Origin of the sequence: Methylobacterium brachiatum, from assembly GCF_900113845.1 — a bacterium.
In the GTDB taxonomy this organism is placed as follows: domain Bacteria; phylum Pseudomonadota; class Alphaproteobacteria; order Rhizobiales; family Beijerinckiaceae; genus Methylobacterium; species Methylobacterium brachiatum.
On record NZ_FOQW01000003.1, the window covers coordinates 86,014 to 105,615 of the forward strand.

The window sequence follows — 19,602 nt, forward strand, 5'->3', positions numbered from 1 at the left end:
CATCGCACCAGGGAATTTCACCGCGGGTGCGCGGATAACGGCAAGTCGAGCTGCGACATTCTGTCGATCAGGGCCGGTCGATCCGGGCGATCAGCGGCCTGACCTTGAGGCGCGGCGCGAACACCGCGCCGGCCCGCAGCGCGTCCCGCCGCACCACGTCGCCGGGCCGGGCCCGCCGTGCGCCGAGAACGGCTTCGATGCGGCCGACCAGACCGGCGATCCAGCCCGCGGCCGGGCGGTGCAGGCGGCCGAGCCCGGTCTCCGGACGGGCTGTGCCGACGAAGCGGTCGAGGGTGCGGATCCAGCCCTCCGCCGGGACGTCGCCGGCCTCCAGGCACAGCACCCAGTCCCGCCGGGCCACCGCGGCGCCGGCCCCATAGGGGCTCGCGCCACGATGCAGCACCAGGGTCGCCCCGGTGGCGTCCGCGATGGCGGCGGCCGCCTCGCTCTCCCGGCCGGTCACGATCACCGCGTCGCCGATCAGGCCGCCGGCGACGCCCGATACGAGCACGCTGAGCGTGTCGGCCAGGCGGTCGATCGCGTCCGGATCGGCCGGGTCGGCCAGATAGGTCACGGCGGAGAGCATGAGCGCGCCCATAGACGATTTTGCGCGGCGGTAAACCGCTGCGCCGCGTCTCGGCGGTGATGCCGGGCATCGAAGCTGCCGCGCGGGCGCCTTTGCCTGAAATTAAGGCGTTGGCCGCGTCCCTGTTCGCGCTATGTTCCGATCGGGGAACGAGGTGGCGCGACATGGCAGAGAGTCCGAGCGGATCCACCCCCGAGGCGTCCCTGCGCCTCGGCCCGAGCGCGCGGCCTCCGGAGGCTCGGCGCGGGCGCGGCGCCACCGCCAACCCCACGAGCCGCTACGACGCCGCCGCGCGCGAGATCTTCCAGGACGGCGATTGGGAGGCGGATGCCCCCGCGCCCCTGCGCACCCAGGTCACCCCTGAGCGCACGGCGCGGATCATCGCCCGCAACACCTCGCCGGACATCCCCTTCGACCGGTCGGTCAACCCGTATCGCGGCTGCGAGCACGGCTGCATCTACTGCTACGCGCGGCCGACCCATGCCTGGCTCGGTCTGTCGCCGGGGCTCGACTTCGAATCGCGGATCATCGCCAAGCCCGACGCCGCCCGGGTCCTGGCACGGGAGATCGCCGCGCCGGGCTACCGGCCGGCGACGATCGCGCTCGGCACCGCCACCGATCCCTACCAGCCGGTGGAGCGGGAGCACCGCATCACCCGCGCCGTGCTGGAAGTGCTGCGGGAGGCCCGCCATCCCGTCGGCATCACCACAAAGTCCGACCTCGTGCTGCGCGACCTCGACATCCTGGCCGAGATGGCGGCCGAGAACCTCGTGCTGGTGGCCGTCTCGCTGCCGACGCTGGATCCGCACCTCGCCCGGCGGCTCGACCCGCGGGCGCCGCGACCGGAGAAGCGGCTCTCCGCGATGCGGCGCCTGAGCGAGGCCGGCGTGCCCGTGATGGTCAACGTCTCGCCGATCATCCCGGGGCTGACCGACCACGAGATCGAGGCGATCCTGGCTTGCGCCCGGGAGAACGGCGCGAGCCGTATCGGCCATGCCCTGCTGCGCCTGCCGGGCGAGGTCGCCGACCTCGTGGCCGATTGGTTCGCCGAGCACTATCCCGAGCGCCGGGCCCGGGCCTTCGCGCTGCTGAGCCAGGCGCGGGGCGGCCGCGAGAACGATCCCCGCTTCGGCCACCGCTTCCGCGGGGAGGGGGCCTATGCCGAGATGATCGGCCAGCGGGTTCGTCTCGCCGGCGGCCGGCTCGGCTTCGCCTTCGGGCAGATGGCCCTGAACGAGGCGGCGTTCCGCAAGCCTGGGGCGCAGCTCGCGCTGTTCTGACGGGACGCTTGCCCAGGTTCCGCGGGAGCGATTGCCGGTGCGGCACCGGCCGCACGAAAGTCGGCCTTCGCTCCCGACGCGGATTCCGCCGGGAGAATCAGATCTCAGCCGATGGGCCACGCAATGATGGCCGTGCCGGCATCCGTCTCAAGTAGGATAGCGGGTGCATTTCGAGGGCAAAGCAATTCCTGCGGTTCAGTGTTTACCAATGGAAATTGTCACGCATTCGTGTTGCAAACGTCGTGATTCGGATCCAGAGAGATTATGCCGCTGATAGATATTTAGAGTTCTTCTAAAACAGGATCGAAAATCATCCGGCAACGCATTTTCATCCTGATGGAACCGCTTCCGATGTCTCGTGGGCAACCCTTCACGTTCGCCGGCTTCGAGCTCACGACCCTGACGATCGGCAAGATCCTGTGCGCGACCCTGTTCTCGATGAGCGTCATGCTGATCGCCTCGGGGGTCTCGACTCTGCGTGACGCCCAGGTTCAAGCGGACCAGAGCCATCGCGTGGTGGCGTTGACCGAGGCGAGCCGGACGCTTCTCAAGGATCTCCTGGCCATCCGCATGGAGCGGGGCCGCACGCTCCAGGCCCTGAAGGCCGCCGAGCCGATTCCCGGTAAGGACGCGGCGCTGATCGCCGCCCAGCGCGCCACCATCGCGACCGGTCTCGCCCAGCTCGCGACGCTCGCCCGCGAGGTGGATGCGCCCACGGTGCTGGCGAAGGTCGAGCCGCTGCAGCGGGCCTACGAGGCCACGCTCAAGCTGCGCCCGCAGGTCGATGCCGCCCTCGCGGTTCCGGCGGCGCAGCGACCCGCCGGCACGCTGCCGGCCATCGCCGAGGCGTCGCAGGCGCTGCTCGACGCCTTCCTGGCGACGAACGACGCGGTGGACGCCGTCATCCCGCGCGGGGATCCTAGCCTCGCGCATTATCTCGACCTGAAACGCGCCGCCTGGGCGTCGCGGGCCCTGATCGGCGGCGTGGTCGTGCGGATCGAAGCCGCCGTCGCCGCCGGCACCCCGTGGTCGCAGGCGGATGTCGTCGCCGCGGCCGAGGAGCGCGGTCGGCTGGCCGCCGCCTGGGCCGGCGTCGTCGCGGTCGCCGCCGATGAGCCGTCGGACACGGTCCGGGCCGCCTTCCGCAAGGCGAAGGCCGACAATTTCGAGGGCGAGGCCGAGGCGCGCCGCCGGGCCGCCACGGAGGCGCTCTCGCAGGGCCGGCCGACCGGCCTGTCCATCGACGACCTGCGCATCCGGCACACCGCCGAGGTGAACACGATCGCCGACCTGGCCACAGCCGCGCTCGACGCGCTGGTCGATCGGGCCCAGGCGCTGACCGAGGAGGCGCGTGCCGCGCTGTTGCGGACCGCCCTGTTCCTGATCGCCGCTCTGCTGCTGACCGGGTTTGGCACGCTGGTCGTGGTCCGGCGGGTACTGCGGCCGATCCGCAGCATGACCGGAGCGATGCGCGCCCTGGCCGACGGTGACGCCTCCGTCGTGGTTCCGGCCCGGGAGCGCCGGGACGAGATCGGCGCCATGGCCGGCGCCGTCCAGGTGTTCAAGGACAACCTGCTCCGGACCCGGCAGCTCGAAGCCGAGGCGGAGGAGGCGCGCCGCAGTGCCGAGGGGCAGCGCCGGGCCGTCATGCGCCAGATGGCCGAGACCTTCGAGGCCGCGGTCGCCGGCATCGTCACCCAGGTCTCGTCGGCCGCGACCGAGTTGCAGGCCACGGCCTGGCAGATGACCGCGAGCGCCCAGCAGACCGCCAGCCAGTCCGGCACGGTCGCGGCGGCGGCCGAGCAATCCGCCTCCAACGTCAACACCGTGGCGAGCGCCGCCGAGCAGCTCGGCAGCACCGTCGAGGAGATCGGCCGCCAGGTGCAGGACTCGACCGCCCTCGCCCAACGGGCGGTCGGCGAGTCCGACCAGACCGCCGCCCTCGTGTCCGAGCTGAGCGCCGCCGCCGCCCGGGTCGGCGACGTGGTGCAGCTGATCGCCTCGATCGCGGCGCAGACCAACCTGCTGGCGCTCAACGCCACGATCGAGGCCGCGCGGGCCGGCGCGACCGGACGGGGTTTCGCCGTCGTGGCCGCGGAGGTGAAGGAACTCGCCGGCCAGACCGCCAAAGCGACCGAAGAGATCGCCAGCCAGATCGGCCGGATCCAGGGCGTCACCGGCGAGGCCGTGGGAGCGATCGGTGCGATCACCGGCCGGATCCGGGAGATCAACGCCGTTGCGACCACGATCGCAGCCGCGGTGGAGCAACAGGGCGCGGCGACGCGGGAGATCGTCCGCAACGTCACCCAGGCGACAGCGGGTACGCAGGAGGTCACCGGCAACATCGCCGGCGTGGCCCAGGCCGCCGGGCAGACCGGCGCGGCGGCCGAGCAGGTCCTCGCCTCGGCCACGGGGCTGTCGCGCCAGTCCGAGCAACTCGCGGCCGAGGTGGATCGCTTCCTCGCCAATGTCCGGGCCGCCTGAATCCGGGCGGTCGTCGCGCTGCGTCGAGGCTACCCTTCCGAGACGACGCACAGGTTACGAGACCAGATTCGGCCGGCCTGTTCGCCGCGCCGAAGCGGTCCGGTGATTGTTTCGCGATCCGTCATGCAATGGCGCGCGGCTCAAGGCACAGATTTGTTCGTGTCGAGAAACAAATAATCGCCATCTTGCAAAATGTTGCATGGTAGAAGCGTAGAACAACATCGTTGACGGCTGCACGATCCGAGATAAACAGACGCTCATCTCGCACGGTTGAGGTTGTTCGATGAGCCGAACCAGGGCATTGGCCGATTTGGTGTCGATCCTGCTTGGATCGGTCGTCGCTTTGATGGGTTTGGCCCTGTTTGCCGGCGGGGCATACTTGGCGTGGCTCGGCGGCAGCTGGTATTTCGTGGTCATGGGCGCCGCGATGCTTGTCTCCGGCATCCTTGTCGCCCAGCGTCGGCGCGAAGGCGCGCTGCTCTACGGGGCGGCGTTCGTCCTCACCGGGGCCTGGGCGGTCTGGGAGGTCGGGTTCGCGTTCTGGCCGCTGGTCTCGCGGCTGTTCGCCCTGGCGGTGCTCGCCTGCGTGGTCGCCCTGGTCGCACCGCTGCTCGATCGATCCGGCAGCGTCGCGTGGCGCCGGGCCTCCCTGGGCGTCGCCGCCGCTGTGGCACTCGCCCTGGTGGCGACCACCCTGCGGGCGTTCCAGCCGGTGCCGATCATCGCCGCGACCGAGGTTGCGGCGGTGCATCCGGCGACCCAGGCGGGACCGCAGGTCGATTGGGCGGCCTGGGGCAACACCAATGCTGGCACACGCTTCGCCGGGCTGACCCAGATCGACGCCGCCAACGTCGCCCAGCTCCAGCCGGCCTGGACTTTCCGCACCGGGGACATCGCCGTGAGCAACGGCTTCGGCGCCGAGGACCAGACCACGCCGCTCCAGATCGGCGACACCGTCTATGTCTGCACGCCCAACGACATCGTCATCGCGCTCGACGCCGATACCGGCGCGCAGCGCTGGCGCCACGATCCGAAGGCGAGCGCCCCGCAATGGCAGCGATGCCGCGGACTCGGCTATCACGATGCGGGCGCCGCGGAGGGTGGAAAGGTCTGCCCCCGCCGCCTGCTGCTCGCCACGATCGACGCGCGCCTGATCGCCCTCGACGCCGCCACCGGCCAGCCCTGCACCGATTTCGGCGCGGGCGGCACGGTCGATCTCAAGACCGACATGGGCGAGGTCAAATCCGGCTACTACACGCAGACCGCGGCGCCGCTGATCGCCGGCGATCTCGTGGTGGTGGGCGGCCGGGTCGCCGACAATATCGAGACCGGGGAGCCCGGCGGCGTGGTCCGGGCCTACGACGTCGCCAGCGGCGAGCTGCGCTGGGCCTGGGACCCGGGCAACCCGGCGACCACCCGCCTGCCGCCGCCGGGCGGGACCTATACGCGCGGCACGCCCAACGTCTGGACCAGCATGGCGTATGATTCGGCCCTGGGCCTGATCTACGCGCCCACCGGCAACGCGACGCCCGACTTCTTCGGCGGCCACCGCACCGCGCAGGACAACGCCACCAACTCGTCGATCTTCGCGCTGGACGCGGCGACCGGGCGGCCGCGCTGGCACGTCCAGCTCGTGCACAAGGACCTGTGGGACTTCGACGTGCCGGCCCAGCCGGCGCTCTACGACCTCACCGACGGCAACGGCGGCACCGTGCCGGGGCTGATCGCCGCCACCAAGCACGGCCAGATCTTCCTGCTGAACCGCGCCACGGGGGCACCGATCGCGCCGATCACCGAGCGGCCGGTGCCGCAGGGCAATGTGCCGGGCGAGCATTACGCGCCGACGCAGCCCTATTCGGACATGCCGTCGATCGGCACCGAGACCCTGACGGAAGCCGACATGTGGGGGGCGACGCCGTTCGACCAGCTCCTGTGCCGGATCCAGTTCAAGACCATGCGCCACGAGGGGACCTTCACCCCGCCGGGCTTCGACACCGCGCTCCAGATGCCGGGCTCGCTCGGCGGCATGAACTGGGGCAGCACCGCGATCGACATGACCCGGGACTACCTGATCGTGAACGACATGCGGCTCGGCCTGTGGAACCGGCTGATCCCGAGGGAACAGGTCGAGACCGGCAAGGCCGCCGGCACCGAGATGGGCCTGTCGTCGATGCGCGGCACGCCCTACGTCTCCCTGCGCAACCGCTTCGTGTCGGCGCTGAACGTGCCGTGCCAGAAGCCGCCCTTCGGCACGCTGACCGCCATCGACCTGAGGGCGCGCCGCATCGCCTGGCAGGTCCCGCTCGGCACGGTCGAGGATACCGGGCCGCTGGGGATCAAGATGCACCTGCCGATCCCGATCGGCATGCCCTCGCTCGGCGGGTCCCTGGTGACCGGCTCGGGCCTGATCTTCTTCGCCGGCACCCAGGATTACTACCTGCGGGCGTTCGATGCCGCGACCGGCCGCGAGGTCTGGAAGGGCCGCCTGCCGGTGGGCAGCCAGGGGGCGCCGATGACCTACCGGTCCCCGAAGACCGGCCGCCAATACGTCGTGATCACGGCCGGCGGCGCCCGCCAGTCCCCCGACCGCGGCGACTACGTGGTCGCCTACGCGCTGCCCGCCGATTCCGGGTCGAAGTGATCCGGTTCGAAGACGGCAAAATCGGGGTTCCCAAAGGGCCAGCCCTTTGGCGGGGTTCAGGGGCGGAGCCCCTGGATGCATCGGTCGAAGCCCGACAGCAGGGCTCTGCCCTGCACCCGCAAAAGGTCTCGACCTTTTGAAACCTAGCCGAACCCGCGGGTGAAGCTGAGACGGTGGTGCGGGCTCCGGCCCAGGGCCGTCAGGCCGGCCCGGTGCAGGGCCGTGCCGTAGCCGACATTGCGCTCCCAGCCGTAGCCCGGATGGCGCTCGGCCAGCCGGCGCATGAGGTCGTCGCGGAAGACCTTGGCGACGATCGAGGCGGCGGCGATCTGCGGCACCAGGGCATCGCCGCCGACCACCGCGCGGCCCGGCAGGCCGGGCAGGGCGTCCCGTCCGTCGACCAGGACCGGGGCCGCGATGCCGAGGCGTGCCACCGCCCGCGCCATGGCGTCGAGGGTCGCGGCGCGGATGTTGATCCGGTCGATCAGCGCCCGGGAGCCCGCCGCCACGGTGACCCGGGCATGGGCACGGATCAGCGGCGCCAGCTGGGCGCGGACCGGCTCGGGCACGCGCTTGCTGTCGTCCAGGGCGCCCAGCAGGGCCGGGGGGATCGCATTCGGGTCGAACCAGACCGCGGCCACGACCACCGGTCCGCACAGGGCGCCGCGCCCGACCTCGTCGCAGCCGATCACCGGCGGGTAATCCTTGGCGCGGGCCGGGTCGAAGGGCGGGGTGAGGGGGGATCTGGTTCGCTTCACGGGCGGCATGCGGCCGTCCTGCCATCCCGCGCGGCCGTCGTCACGGCTCAGGCGGCGTTCCGGGTGCCCCGCTCGCCGCCATGCGCCTCGATGATGTTGCCGAAGAATTGATCCGCGCTGACGTCCCAGCCGCGGCGCAGGGCCTCCTGCCGGCACTCGGCCCGGGACAGGCGAAGCGCCGCGAGCGCGGCCGCGCGCAGGTCGTGGTCGAGGATGCCGACCCGGGTCCCGCTCAGCACGTCGTTGGGTCCCGGCACCGGGAAGGCGGCGATCGGCAGGCCGCAGGCCATGGCCTCCAGAAGCACGATGCCGAACGTGTCGGTCAGGCTCGGGAACACGAAGGCGTCGCAGGCGGCGTAGACCGATGCCAGCGCCGCGCCGGTCCGCGTGCCGAGGAAGCGCGCCTCCGGAGCCAGGGCCTGCAGCCGCGCCCGGTCCGGCCCATCGCCGACCACGACCTTGGTGCCGGGCAGGTCCAGGCTGAGGAAGGCGGAAAGATTCTTCTCGACGGCGAGCCGGCCGACATAGAGGAACAGCGGCCGCGGCAGTTGGGCCAGTTCCGCCGGCGGCGGCTCGCCGGGGGCGGCCGGGCGGAACCGCTCGGTGTCGACCCCGCGGGTCCAGCGCATCAGGTGGGTGAAACCCCTGGCCTCCAGCTCCGCCTGGAGGGTCGGGGTGCTGACCATCGTGCCCCGGGCCGCGCCGTGGAAGCGGCGCAGATAAGCGTAGGACCACGCCTCCGGCACCGGCAGCCGGGCCGCGAGGTATTCCGGAAACCGCGTGTGATAGCTCGTGGTGAAGGGCAGCCCGTGGGCCAGGCAGTGGCGCCGGGCCGCGAAGCCGATCGGCCCCTCGGTGGCGATATGGACATGGCTCGGCCGCTCCTTGGCCCAGCGCGCCGCCACCCGGTCCCGTCCGGCCAGGGCCAGGCGGATCTCCGTGTAGCCCGGCAGGGGCAGCGAACGGAAATCGGCCACCGAGAGCAGGGCCGTCCCGAAGCCGTGCTCGGGCGCCCGGCGGACCATCTGCTCCAGCGAGCGGACCACGCCGTTGACCTGCGGATGCCAGGCGTCGCTGGCGATGAGGAGCTTCACCGAGCGATCCCTCACGCCACCGCGCGCCGGCCCGTCACCGCTCGCGGCGCAGCCTCGGCCTCGCGCGCCCGCAGGATGCTCGGATAGTGCAGCACCTCGATGCGGCCGTCGTAATGCTCGATCAGCCCGGTGCAGGATTCCACCCAGTCACCGGTATTGAGGTAGCGCAAATCGCCGATCGCCCGGTCGGCGGCGTGGTGGATATGCCCGCAGATCACGCCGTTCGCGCCCTGGCGACGCGCCTCCTCGGCCAGGATCGTCTCGAACCGGCCGATGAAGCTGACGGCGTTCTTCACCCGAAGCTTCGCCCAGGCCGAGAGCGACCAGTAGGACAGGCCGACACGTCGCCGGATCCGGTTGATCACGGTGTTGAGCGTCAGGGCGAGCGTGTAGGCGCCGTCGCCGAGATGGGCCAGCCAGGGCGAGTGCCGCACCACCATGTCGAACTGGTCGCCGTGGATCACCAGGTAGCGCTGCCCGTCGGCCGCCTCGTGGATCGCGGTCTCGGCGATCTCGATGCCGCCGAAATTCGTGCCGACGTAGTCGCGCAGGAACTCGTCGTGGTTGCCCGGCAGGTAGACGATCCGGGCGCCCTTGCGCACCTTGCGCAGGAGCTTCTGGACGACGTCGTTGTGTTCCTGCGGCCAGTACCAGCCGGAGCGCAGCTGCCAGCCGTCCACGATGTCGCCGACCAGGTAGACCGTGTCGGCGTCGTAATCGCGCAGGAACGACAGGAGCAGCCCGGCCTGGCAGCCGCGCGTTCCGAGATGCAGGTCCGACAGGAACAGCGTGCGGACCCGGACCGGCATCTCCTCATCCTCGGCCACGTCACCCTCCCGGCGGTCGAACGGTGCCGGGATCCAGAGCGCGATCACGTCTCAGTTTGATGACGCGGGGGTGGATCGCTGTGGGTGTTGTGGTGCGCTGCAGCGGAAGTTCTCAAGCCCGAATAGCTGGCGTTGCGGCGCACAAAAAATTTTTTTACCGCGATCCCGAAGTTTTTCCGGTTTTGCTTCCGAGCTTCGCCGCCTCATAATACCAGATAACCGGTGGCTCGGCGTGAGCCGGGCCGGACGCGTACTGGAAGGCGGCCAGGGTGCCTTGAGACGAGGCGCCGTAGAACGGGACGGCATTTCGGAGGCGACCGGCGCGCGGGGGCGCGCCGCGACGCGAGCGGCACGAGGCCGCCTGCCGCTCCGCTGAGCCCCCCGATCCACGGATGACGCGGATGACGTTCGGGACGCTGCGGTCTGCCGCGGCCACCGGCGCCGCTCGCAGGATGCCCGACACGGCCGCCGAGGACGTTCGAACGAACCGGCGCGGGTCCGCCCGCGCACAACAGAGTTTTTGGAGGAAACACCATGGCCGCAACCCGGCGCCCCGGTCGCAACCATCTCTTCATCCCCGGCCCCACGAACATCCCGGACCGCGTCCTGCGCGCGATGCACGTGCCGTCCGAGGATCACCGCTCGCCGGGCTTCCCCGAGCTGGTGAAGCCGCTGCTGCAGGACGCCAAGATCGTGTTCGGCTCGACCGCCGGGACGGTCATCCTGTTCCCGTCCTCGGGCACCGGCATCTGGGAATCGGCCCTGTCCAACACACTCTGCCGCGGCGACAAGGTGCTGACGTCCCGCTACGGCCAGTTCAGCCACCTCTGGGTCGACATGGCCCAGCGCCTCGGCCTCGACGTGATCGTCCAGGAGGAGGAGTGGGGCGCCGGCGCCGATCCGCAGAAGATCGAGGAGGCGCTCCGGGCCGATAAGGACCACGCCATCAAGGCCGTGATGGTCGTCCACAACGAGACCGCCACCGGCGTCACCAGCGACATCGCCGCCGTGCGCAAGGCGCTCGACGCCGCCGGCCACCCGGCGCTGCTGTTCGTGGACGGCATCTCGTCGATCGGCTCGCTGCCGTTCTACATGGACGAGTGGAAGGTCGATTGCGCCATCGCGGGCTCGCAGAAGGGCTTCATGCTGCCGGCCGGCCTCGGCCTGATCTGCATCAGCCCCAAGGCGCTGAAGATCGCCGAGGGCGGCACCGGCCGCAACGACCGGCTCGGCCACGCCTACTTCGCCTGGAAGGACCAGCTCGCGGCCAACGCCACCGGCTACTTCCCCTACACCCCGGTCCTCCCGCTGCTCTACGGCCTGCGCGAGGCCCTGGCGATCGTGAAGGAGGAGGGGCTGGAGAACATCTACCACCGCCATCACGTCCTCGCCGAGGCGACCCGCCAGGCGGTGGCGGCCTGGGGCCTCAAGCCCTGCGCCAAGGAGCCGAAGTGGAACTCCGACACGGTCACGGCGATCGTGGTGCCGGAGGGCGCCGACGCCGCCAAGGTGATCACGCATGCCTACGAGCGCTACAACCTCTCGCTGGGCGCCGGCCTGTCGAAAGTCGCCGGTAAGGTGTTCCGGATCGGCCACCTGGGCGACCTGAACGAGCTGTCCCTGCTCGGCGCCATCGCGGGCGCCGAGATGGCGATGCTCGATTGCGGCATCAAGGTCACGCCGGGCTCGGGCGTCGCCGCGGCATCGAGCTACCTGCGCGAGAATCCGCTGCACAAGGCGTAATTCACGCCCGTCGTCGAAGCGGGGTCGGCTTGCCGGCTCCGCTTCGACGCGCAAGTAAGAACAAGAATCCCGAGGAAACCGCCCGTCGCCCGAGAGGGGATCCATGACGAAGAAAATCGTGTTCCTGGACCGTGAGTCCCTCGACGCGACGGTCCGGCCGTTCAGCTTCCCGCACGAGTATGTCGAGCACGACTCGACCTGGACGCCGGAGGACACGGTGGCTCGGCTCCAGGGGGCGGAGATCGCGCTGATCAACAAGGTCCCGATGCGGGCCGAGACCCTGAAGCAGCTCCCCGACCTGAAGCTGATCGCGGTGGCCGCCACCGGCACCGACGTGGTCGACAAGGCCCAGGCCAAGGCGCAGGGCATCACGGTCGTCAACATCCGCAACTACGCGTTCAACACCGTGCCCGAGCACGTGGTCGGGCTGATGTTCGCCCTGCGCCGGGCGATCGTGCCCTACGCCAACTCCGTGAAGCGGGGCGATTGGGCGAAGTCCAAGCAATTCTGCTACTTCGACTACCCGATCTACGACATCGCCGGCTCGACGCTCGGCATCGTCGGCTACGGGGCGCTCGGCAAGTCGATCGGCAAGCGCGCCGAGGCGCTGGGCATGAAGGTCCTGGCCTACGACGTGTTCCCGCAGGACGGGCTAGTCGATTTCGAGACGATCCTGACGCAGTCCGATGTGATCACGCTGCACGTGCCGCTCACCCCCGACACCAAGGGGATGATCGGCGCCGCCGAGCTGAAGCGGATGAAGAAGAGCGCCATCCTGATCAACACCGCCCGGGGCGGGCTGGTGGACGAGGCGGCGCTGCTGGCCGCGCTCAAGGACGGCACCATCGCGGGGGCGGGCTTCGACGTGGTCGCGCAGGAGCCGCCGAAAGACGGCAACATCCTGTGCGAGGCCGACCTGCCGAACCTGATCGTGACCCCGCACGTCGCCTGGGCCAGCAAGGAGGCGATGCAGATCCTGGCAGACCAGCTCGTCGACAACGTCGAGGCGTTCGTCGCCGGCAAGCCGCAGAACGTGGTGGAGTAGGGTTCGGGCTCTCCCTCCCCCCTCTGCGGGGGAGGGTGGCCCCCGGAGGGGGTCGGGAGAGGGGAGCGACGGCGCAGAAGCGGGCTGCGCCCCTCATGCCGGTCGCGCCTCTTCCGGAAGCCGGGTTCCCCTCTCCCGACCCCTGCTGACGCAGGGGCCACCCACCCCCGCAGAGGGGGGAGGGAGACGCGCGGAGCCGAGTTCTGACATTTAGGCCGTCCGCTCCCCTCGAGATTGGGAACGGATCGAGAAGACATCACGACGGCGCCTCACAGGCGCGACGGATAAGGTCAAAAAGCATGACAAAGAAGCTGCTGTTCCTGTTCGACACCGATGCCGTGCCGAACGTGTTCGACACGGTCGTCGGCTACGATGGCGGTGCCGACCACATCACCGGCTACGGCGGCGTGAATCCGGACAATGTCGGCGCGCTGGTCGACGGCACGATCTACACGCGCGGCGGCTCCGAGAAGAAGTCGACGGCGATCTTCGTCGGCGGCGGCAGCATGGCGGCCGGCGAGGAGCTGTTCACCGCCGTCAAGAAGCGCTTCTTCGGCCCGTTCCGGGTCTCGGTCATGCTCGATTCCAACGGCTCCAACACCACGGCCGCCGCCGGCGTCGCGCTGGTGGCCAAGGCCGCCGGCTCGCTCCAGGGCAAGACGGCCGTCGTGCTGGCGGGCACCGGCCCGGTCGGCATGCGCTCGGCCGCGCTGCTCGCCGGCGAGGGCGCCGAGGTGACGATCGCGGGCCGCGCCCTCGACAAGACCCAGGCCGCCGCCGACGCGATCAATGCGCGCTTCAAGGTCAACGTGAAGGCCGCCGCGACGCCGGACGAGGCCTCCCGCATCGCCCTGGTGAAGGGCAAGAACCTCATCTTCACGGCCGGCGCCATCGGGGTCGAGCTGCTGCCCGAGGCCGCTTGGGCCCAGGATCCGGCGGTCGAGATCGTCGCCGACTACAATGCCCAGCCCCCGACCGGGATCGGTGGCATCGAGGTGATGGACAAGGGCAAGGACCGCAACGGCAAGAAGGCGTTCGGGGCGCTCGGCATCGGCGGCCTGAAGCTCAAGCTGCACCGGGCCTGCGTCGGCCAGCTCTTCGAGAGCACCGAGCAGGTGCTCGATGCCGAGGAGATCTACGCGCTCGCCAAGTCGATGGCCTGAGGAGGCGCCGGTGACCGACACGCGTCCCCCCGAGACCGACAGCATCGAGACCTTCCTGACGGGGCTGGCGAGTGCCGCCCCGACCCCCGGCGGCGGCGGCGCGGCGGCGATCTCCGGCGCCATGGGCGCGGCCCTGGTCTCGATGGTCTGCAACCTCACCATCGGCAAGAAGAAGTACGTGGAGGTCGAGGCCGAGCTGAAGGACGTGCTCGCCCGGTCCGAGGGCCTGCGGGTCGTGCTCACCGGCATGATCGGCGAGGACGTCCAGGCCTTCGACGCCGTGATGGGCGCCTACGGCCTGCCCAAGGGCACCGACGACGAGAAGGCGGCCCGCGCTACGGCGATCCAGGCAGCGCTGAAGACGGCCACCGACGTGCCGCTCTCCTGCTGCCGCGCCTGCCGGACGGTGATCGACCTCGCGGCGATCACGGCCGAGAAGGGCAATCTCAACGTCGTCTCCGATGCCGGCGTTGCGGTGCTCTCGGCCTATGCCGGCCTGCGCAGCGCGGCGCTGAACGTCTACGTCAACGCCAAGGGGATCGAGGACCGGGATTTTGCCGACGAGCGGCTCCAGGAACTCGAAGGCCTGCTGGCCGAGGCCGGCGCGCTGACCGAGAAGGTCTACGGGGTCGTCAAGGCCAAGGTGAACTGAACCGGACCGCACCCGCTACGGGTGTTGCAAATGGATCGACAGTGAAGGCCGGGTGCATCGGGCGCCCGGCCTTTCTTTTTGCCGGAATGCTGCGGTGCAATAGTGACTCCGACGTGTTTTGCATCCGCGAAAAAGGCCGCCTGAACCGGCGGATCAAAAAATTTGACGGGCGTAATCTTCCCGCTCAACTAAAGTAGACGGCGACAAACGGCGGCAACGACCGCGGAGGAGGCGCCGAATGGACGTCCACGAGTACCAAGCCAAGGAGCTGCTCGCGAGCTTCGGTGTGGCGGTCCCGAAGGGCGCCATCGCGTTCAGCCCGGACCAGGCGGTCTACGCCGCCACCGAGCTCGGCGGCTCGTTCTGGGCCGTGAAGGCGCAGATCCATGCGGGCGCCCGCGGCAAGGCCGGCGGGATCAAGCTGTGCCGGACCTACAACGAGGTCCGCGACGCCGCCAAGGAGCTGCTCGGCAAGCGCCTCGTCACCCTGCAGACCGGGCCCGAGGGCAAGCCGGTCCAGCGGGTCTATGTCGAGACCGCCGACCCGTTCGAGCGCGAGCTTTATCTCGGCTACGTGCTGGACCGGAAGGCCGAGCGCGTGCGCGTCATCGCCAGCCAGCGCGGCGGCATGGATATCGAGGAGATCGCCGCCAACGAGCCGGAGGCGCTGATCCAGGTCGTCGTCGAGCCGGCGGTGGGCCTGCAGCAATTCCAGGCCCGGGAGATCGCCTTCCAGCTCGGCCTGAACATCAAGCAGGTCTCGGCCGCGGTGAAGACCATCATGAACGCCTACCGGGCGTTCCGCGATTGCGACGGCACGATGCTGGAGATCAACCCGCTGGTCGTCACCAAGGACGACCGGGTTCTGGCCCTCGATGCCAAGATGAGCTTCGACGACAACGCGATGTTCCGCCGGCCGGGCATCGCCGACATGCACGACCCCTCGCAGGGCGACCCCCGCGAGGCCCAGGCCGCCGAGCACAACCTCAGCTATATCGGGCTCGAGGGCGAGATCGGCTGTATCGTCAACGGCGCCGGCCTCGCCATGGCCACCATGGACATGATCAAGCACGCGGGCGGTGAGCCGGCGAATTTCTTGGATGTCGGTGGTGGTGCTTCTCCGGAACGCGTCGCGACGGCGTTCCGGCTGGTGCTGTCGGACCGCAACGTGAAGGCGATCCTGGTCAACATCTTCGCCGGCATCAACCGCTGCGACTGGGTCGCCGAGGGCGTGATCCAGGCTGCCCGGGAGGTGAAGATCGACGTGCCCCTGGTGGTGCGGCTCGCCGGCACGAATGTCGAGGCCGGCCAGAAGATCCTGGCCGAGAGTGGCCTCGACCTGATCACCGCCGACACCCTGTCGGACGCGGCGCGCAAGGCGGTCGACGCCTGCGACGCCGCCAAGAAGAACCGCTGAGGGGAGACCACGCCATGAGCATCCTCATCGACGAAACCACCCCGATCATCGTCCAGGGCATCACGGGCGACAAGGGCACCTTCCACGCCAAGGAGATGCTGGACTACGGCACCAACGTCGTGGGCGGTGTCACCCCGGGCAAGGGCGGCCGCACCCATCTCGGCCTGCCGGTGTTCAACACCGTCAAGGAGGCGGTCGCCGCCACGGGGGCCACCACCTCGATCACCTTCGTGGCGCCGCCGTTTGCGGCGGACGCCATCATGGAGGCGGCCGATGCCGGCCTGCGGCTGGTCTGCTCGATCACCGACGGCATCCCGGCCCAGGACATGATGCGGGTGAAGCGCTACCTGATGCGCTACCCGCGGGATCGCCGCACCATGGTGGTCGGCCCGAACTGCGCCGGCATCATCTCGCCCGGCAAGGCGATGCTGGGGATCATGCCCGGCCACATCTACCTAAAGGGCAATGTCGGGGTGATCTCGCGCTCGGGAACCCTGGGCTACGAGGCCGCCTCGCAGCTCAAGGAGCTGGGCCTCGGGATCTCGACCTCGGTCGGCATCGGCGGCGACCCGATCAACGGCTCGTCCTTCCTCGACCACCTCGCCCTGTTCGAGACCGATCCGGACACCGACGCGGTGCTGATGATCGGCGAGATCGGCGGCCCGCAGGAAGCCGAGGCCTCGGCCTGGATCCGGGACAACATGTCGAAGCCGGTGATCGGCTTCGTGGCCGGGCTCACGGCCCCGAAGGGCCGCCGCATGGGCCATGCCGGGGCGATCATCTCGGCGGCCGGCGACAGCGCCGCCGAGAAGGCCGAGATCATGCGCTCCTACGGCCTGACCGTGGCGCCCGATCCCGGCTCCTTCGGCCAGACCGTCGCCGACGTGCTCGCCCGGGCGGCTTGACGCGACGCCGGATGCCAAGCGCGAGGTCCTCCCTCTCCCCTCTGCGGGAGAGGGTGGGCCGGCCGTCAGGCCGGGTCGGGAGAGGGGCAGCGCGACGGTAGCGGGTTTCACGCCCATCGCGCGCTTTCCGGAAGCGTCGCTCCCCTCTCCCGACCCGCTTCGCGGGCCACCCTCCCCCGCAGAGGGGGGAGGGAGTGCGTCGCGCCGACCTTTGAAAAAAACCGTGCGCCACGAGGTGGCTCCATGACCCGTACCCTTCACGCATCCCCCGGCCTCGCCGAGGCCAGCGCCTTCGCGCCGCCGGTGATCACCGGCACCTCGGCCGAACAGGCCCTCGACATCCTGTTCCAGGCCCTGCTCGACGTCGCCCGCCGGCACGACCCGGATCTCGAGGCGGTGCTGCACGGCACGGCCGACATCTCGCGCTTCTCGCCGGAGATGCTGGCGCGCGCCCTCCAGGTGCAGGGGATCTGGTTCCACCTGATCTCGATCGCCGAGCAGAATGCCGCGATGCGCCGGCGCCGGCACGTCGAGCGCACGGAGGGGCGGGCCGCGCTGAGCGGGTCGTTCGCGAAGGTGTTCGCCGAGGCCCGCGCCAAGGGGATCCAGCCGGCGCAGATCCAGGCGCTGCTCTCCGACCTGCGCATCCGGCCGACGCTCACCGCGCACCCGACCGAGGGCAAGCGGGTGACGGTGCTGGAGAAGTTCCGGCGGATCTACCTCGTGCTGCGCGAGCTGGAGATGCCGCGCTGGACCGACCGCGAGCGCAACGGGCTCATGAACGAGCTGCGCGATCAGATCGAGCTGGTCTGGATGACCGGCGAGCTACACCTGGAGAAGGCCACCGTCGAGCGGGAGGTCGCCTGGGGGCTGCACTTCTTCGACGAGACCCTGTTCGAGATGCTGCCCGAGACCATGGACACCCTGGAGGAATCCCTGGCCGAGGCCTATCCGGGCACGCCGTTCAAGGTGCCGCCGTTCTTCCAGTTCGGCTCGTGGATCGGCGGCGACCGGGACGGCAATCCCTACGTCACGGCGGCGGTCACCCGGCAGGCCCTGCACCGGAACGCGCTGGCCTCGCTCAACCGCTACCGCGACGGCGTGCACGAGCTCGGCCGGACGCTCTCGCTCACGGAGCGTGCCCTGCCGCTGCCGGAGACGTTCCGCCAGGAGCTCGACCGGCAGCTCGCCGAGAGCGGTCAGGCCCGGGCCATCGCCCGGCGCAATCCCGGCGAGCCGTATCGCCAGTATCTCACCTGCGTCCTGCGCAAGCTCGACGCGACCATCGCCCGCAACGAGGGCGAGCACCCGTCCGGGCCGGACTATGCCAGCGCCGACGGCCTGATCGAGGATCTGCGCACCCTGGAGCGGGGCCTGGAGGACGCCAAGTGCGGCGCGCTCGGCCGCGACCTGGTCCGGCCGGTCCGCCGCATGGTCGAAATCTTCCGCTTCTCCACGGTCCGGCTCGACCTGCGCGAGAACACCACCCGGACCACCGAGACGCTCCAGGCGCTCTGGCGCCAGCGCAACGGCGAGGGCGAGCCCCCGGCTCTGGGCTCGGCGGCCTGGCGGCAATGGCTCGACGCCGAGCTGGTCCGGCCCCGGGATCCGGAGCGCTCCTTCGAGAGCCTGCCCGACGCCGCCCGCGAGACGCTGGCGACCTTCGCGCTGGTGGCCGAGATGCGCGAATGCCTCGACCGGGAGGCGTTCGGCGCCTTCGTCCTGTCGATGACCCGGTCGGTGGAGGATATCCTCGGGGCCTACCTGCTCGCCAAGGAGGCCGGCGTGTTCCTCGACGCCGCGGGCCCCGAGATCCGTCCGGAAATCTGCCCGCTCGCGATCGTGCCCCTGTTCGAGACGATCGACGACCTGCGCGCCGCCCCGGCGATCATGCGCGAGCTCCTGGGCGTGCCGGTGGTGCGCCGCTCGACCCGCTGGCAGGGCGGGGTGCAGGAGGTGATGATCGGCTATTCCGACTCCAACAAGGATGGCGGCTTCGTCGCCGCCAACTGGGAGCTGTACAAGGCGCAGAGCAAGCTGACCCGGCTCGGCCAGGAGCTCGGCGTCGGCATCGCGTTCTTCCACGGCCGCGGCGGCTCGGTGAGCCGGGGCGGCGTGCCGACCCATCGGGGCATCATGGCCCAGCCGCCGGGCTCGATCCGCGGCCGGTTCCGCACCACCGAGCAGGGCGAGGTCGTCTCGTTCAAATACGCCAACCGCGGCACCGCCGCCTACCAGATGGAGCTGCTCGCCGCCTCGGTGTTCGAGCACGCCCTGGCGGGCGACGGCGAGCGGGCGAGTGTCGGCCACGACGACGCCCTGGAGGCGCTCGCCGGCGCCTCGCGGGCCGCCTATGTCCGCCTGCTCCAGACCGATGGCCTGGTCGACTATTTCCAGTCGGCGAGCCCGCTGGACGAGATCGCGCTCCTGAATATCGGCTCGCGCCCGGCGCGCCGGTTCGGCGCCCGCTCGCTCTCGGACCTGCGGGCGATCCCCTGGGTGTTCGCCTGGTCGCAGAACCGGCACGTGATCACCGGCTGGTACGGCGTCGGCTCGGGGCTGGCGAGCTTCCTCGAGGTGCGCGGCCGGGACGGCGAGGCGACCCTGAAGCGCCTGTTCCAGGAATCCCGGGTGTTCCGCTTGGTCCTCGACGAGGTCGAGAAGACCCTGATGATGGTCGATCTCGACATCGCCCGCGCCTATGCCGGCCTCGTCCCCGACGCGGGCGTCCGGGACCGGATCTTCGCGATGATCGAGGCCGAGTACGCGCTGACCCGCGAGATGGTGCTGCGGGTGAGCGGCGGAACCGAGCTGGCCGAGCGCTTCCCGCTGTTCCGCGACCGGCTGAAGGGGCGGTTGCCGACGATCAACCAGGTCGGGCGCGAGCAGGTCGAGTTGCTGGCCCGCTACCGGGCCGAGACCGACGAGGACCGGCGCGAGGCGGTGAAATCCGCCCTGCTCTTGTCGATCAACTGCATCGCGGTCGCCTTCGGCTCGACCGGGTGAG

General features: G+C 70.3%; 14 protein-coding genes. 10 read left to right on the forward strand and 4 right to left on the reverse strand.

Annotated features, from left to right (window positions below):
* Positions 1-67 precede the first annotated feature (67 nt).
* Positions 68-598 carry a hypothetical protein gene (locus BMZ47_RS02590; protein ID WP_091858282.1) on the reverse strand — a complete coding sequence of 177 codons (531 nt, stop codon included), beginning with the start codon at positions 596-598 and terminating at the stop codon, positions 68-70.
* Between the two features lie 152 nt (positions 599-750).
* On the opposite strand from BMZ47_RS02590, the gene BMZ47_RS02595 reads away from it, so the two are divergent.
* The 3 genes from BMZ47_RS02595 (at position 751) to BMZ47_RS02605 (ending at position 6,991) form a co-directional block, all read left to right on the forward strand.
* Positions 751-1,866, forward strand: a complete 1,116-nt coding sequence (locus tag BMZ47_RS02595; RefSeq protein WP_091858285.1) for a PA0069 family radical SAM protein — start codon at positions 751-753, stop codon at positions 1,864-1,866.
* A 351-nt stretch (positions 1,867-2,217) separates the two neighbouring features.
* On the forward strand, positions 2,218-4,350 hold the full coding sequence (locus BMZ47_RS02600) for a methyl-accepting chemotaxis protein (RefSeq protein WP_091858943.1): 2,133 nt from the start codon (positions 2,218-2,220) through the stop codon (positions 4,348-4,350).
* Positions 4,351-4,633: 283 nt separating this feature from the next.
* The gene (locus BMZ47_RS02605) at positions 4,634-6,991 is read left to right on the forward strand and encodes a membrane-bound PQQ-dependent dehydrogenase, glucose/quinate/shikimate family (protein WP_091858288.1); all 2,358 of its coding nucleotides are present in this window, start codon (positions 4,634-4,636) and stop codon (positions 6,989-6,991) included.
* Positions 6,992-7,134: 143 nt separating this feature from the next.
* Here the strand turns inward: BMZ47_RS02605 and BMZ47_RS02610 are convergent, their stop codons facing one another.
* Genes BMZ47_RS02610 through BMZ47_RS02620 form a run of 3 tightly spaced genes read right to left on the reverse strand, consistent with a single transcriptional unit; the run spans position 7,135 to position 9,670 of the window.
* Complete coding sequence (locus BMZ47_RS02610) at positions 7,135-7,758, reverse strand: ribonuclease HII (RefSeq protein ID WP_091858291.1); 624 nt, start codon at positions 7,756-7,758, stop codon at positions 7,135-7,137.
* A 38-nt stretch (positions 7,759-7,796) separates the two neighbouring features.
* Entirely contained in the window at positions 7,797-8,843 is a 1,047-nt protein-coding gene (locus tag BMZ47_RS02615) for a glycosyltransferase family 4 protein (RefSeq protein WP_091858293.1), read from the reverse strand.
* Between the two features lie 11 nt (positions 8,844-8,854).
* Positions 8,855-9,670 (reverse strand): UDP-2,3-diacylglucosamine diphosphatase, encoded by an 816-nt coding sequence (locus BMZ47_RS02620; RefSeq protein ID WP_007559582.1) that lies wholly within the window; start codon positions 9,668-9,670, stop codon positions 8,855-8,857.
* Positions 9,671-10,204: 534 nt separating this feature from the next.
* Here BMZ47_RS02620 and BMZ47_RS02625 point away from each other — a divergent pair.
* The 7 genes from BMZ47_RS02625 (at position 10,205) to BMZ47_RS02655 (ending at position 19,601) form a co-directional block, all read left to right on the forward strand.
* On the forward strand, positions 10,205-11,413 hold the full coding sequence (locus tag BMZ47_RS02625; protein WP_050734410.1) for an aminotransferase class V-fold PLP-dependent enzyme: 1,209 nt from the start codon (positions 10,205-10,207) through the stop codon (positions 11,411-11,413).
* 103 nt (positions 11,414-11,516) lie between these two features.
* Positions 11,517-12,458: a D-2-hydroxyacid dehydrogenase gene (locus BMZ47_RS02630; RefSeq protein WP_091858296.1), complete on the forward strand. Its 942-nt coding sequence runs from the start codon at positions 11,517-11,519 to the stop codon at positions 12,456-12,458.
* A 299-nt stretch (positions 12,459-12,757) separates the two neighbouring features.
* Entirely contained in the window at positions 12,758-13,621 is an 864-nt protein-coding gene (locus BMZ47_RS02635) for an NADP-dependent methylenetetrahydromethanopterin/methylenetetrahydrofolate dehydrogenase (protein WP_007559576.1), read from the forward strand.
* 10 nt (positions 13,622-13,631) lie between these two features.
* Positions 13,632-14,273, forward strand: coding sequence for a methenyltetrahydrofolate cyclohydrolase (gene fchA, locus BMZ47_RS02640; protein WP_091858299.1), 642 nt, complete (start codon positions 13,632-13,634; stop codon positions 14,271-14,273).
* A gap of 238 nt (positions 14,274-14,511) precedes the next feature.
* Complete coding sequence (locus tag BMZ47_RS02645; RefSeq protein WP_007559571.1) at positions 14,512-15,690, forward strand: malate--CoA ligase subunit beta; 1,179 nt, start codon at positions 14,512-14,514, stop codon at positions 15,688-15,690.
* Positions 15,691-15,704: 14 nt separating this feature from the next.
* Positions 15,705-16,595, forward strand: a complete 891-nt coding sequence (gene sucD, locus BMZ47_RS02650) for a succinate--CoA ligase subunit alpha (RefSeq protein ID WP_007559569.1) — start codon at positions 15,705-15,707, stop codon at positions 16,593-16,595.
* Positions 16,596-16,838: 243 nt separating this feature from the next.
* Complete coding sequence (locus BMZ47_RS02655) at positions 16,839-19,601, forward strand: phosphoenolpyruvate carboxylase (RefSeq protein WP_091858302.1); 2,763 nt, start codon at positions 16,839-16,841, stop codon at positions 19,599-19,601.
* Position 19,602 lies beyond the last annotated feature (1 nt).

What these genes read in the sequence shown, in the direction of transcription:
- BMZ47_RS02590 (WP_091858282.1), bottom strand. Translation starts at nt 598, where the DNA reads ATGGGCGCGCTCATGCTCTCCGCCGTGACCTATCTGGCCGACCCGGCC.
- BMZ47_RS02595 (WP_091858285.1), top strand. Translation starts at nt 751, where the DNA reads ATGGCAGAGAGTCCGAGCGGATCCACCCCCGAGGCGTCCCTGCGCCTC.
- BMZ47_RS02600 (WP_091858943.1), top strand. Translation starts at nt 2,218, where the DNA reads ATGTCTCGTGGGCAACCCTTCACGTTCGCCGGCTTCGAGCTCACGACC.
- BMZ47_RS02605 (WP_091858288.1), top strand. Translation starts at nt 4,634, where the DNA reads ATGAGCCGAACCAGGGCATTGGCCGATTTGGTGTCGATCCTGCTTGGA.
- BMZ47_RS02610 (WP_091858291.1), bottom strand. Translation starts at nt 7,758, where the DNA reads ATGCCGCCCGTGAAGCGAACCAGATCCCCCCTCACCCCGCCCTTCGAC.
- BMZ47_RS02625 (WP_050734410.1), top strand. Translation starts at nt 10,205, where the DNA reads ATGGCCGCAACCCGGCGCCCCGGTCGCAACCATCTCTTCATCCCCGGC.
- BMZ47_RS02630 (WP_091858296.1), top strand. Translation starts at nt 11,517, where the DNA reads ATGACGAAGAAAATCGTGTTCCTGGACCGTGAGTCCCTCGACGCGACG.
- BMZ47_RS02635 (WP_007559576.1), top strand. Translation starts at nt 12,758, where the DNA reads ATGACAAAGAAGCTGCTGTTCCTGTTCGACACCGATGCCGTGCCGAAC.
- BMZ47_RS02645 (WP_007559571.1), top strand. Translation starts at nt 14,512, where the DNA reads ATGGACGTCCACGAGTACCAAGCCAAGGAGCTGCTCGCGAGCTTCGGT.
- sucD (WP_007559569.1), top strand. Translation starts at nt 15,705, where the DNA reads ATGAGCATCCTCATCGACGAAACCACCCCGATCATCGTCCAGGGCATC.
- BMZ47_RS02655 (WP_091858302.1), top strand. Translation starts at nt 16,839, where the DNA reads ATGACCCGTACCCTTCACGCATCCCCCGGCCTCGCCGAGGCCAGCGCC.